The sequence below is a fragment of the Salinimicrobium oceani genome (genome assembly GCF_012037645.1).
This window is the reverse complement of record NZ_JAAVJR010001621.1, coordinates 1-286: the sequence shown is the minus strand read 5'-3', so window position 1 is coordinate 286 and position 286 is coordinate 1. Positions and strand designations below refer to the sequence as shown.

Genomic DNA, 286 nt, shown 5'->3' with positions numbered 1-286 from the left:
ATTTTGTGATAAAAGACAAACTGAAACAGCTGCTGCAGTTTATTCAACAGGAGATAGGCGAGGTAGATGGTCGTGCCTTTGTTGATTCGGCACCTGTTTTGGACAAGGCCTGGGCTGCGAAAAGCGGCTTGGGTTGGATAGGTAAAAACAGCAACCTGCTTTCAAAAAAGACCGGCTCTTTCTTTTTTATAGCCGAGCTTATTGTTGATCTCGAATTGGATTATGATACTCCTGTGACAGATCACTGCGGCAGTTGTACCGCCTGTATTGACGCCTGCCCCACGCA

1 protein-coding gene is annotated in these 286 nt (G+C 46.5%); it reads left to right on the top strand.

Annotated features, from left to right (window positions below):
• On the top strand, positions 1–286 hold a 286-nt coding region (locus tag HC175_RS23345; protein WP_369074376.1), incomplete at both ends, for an epoxyqueuosine reductase.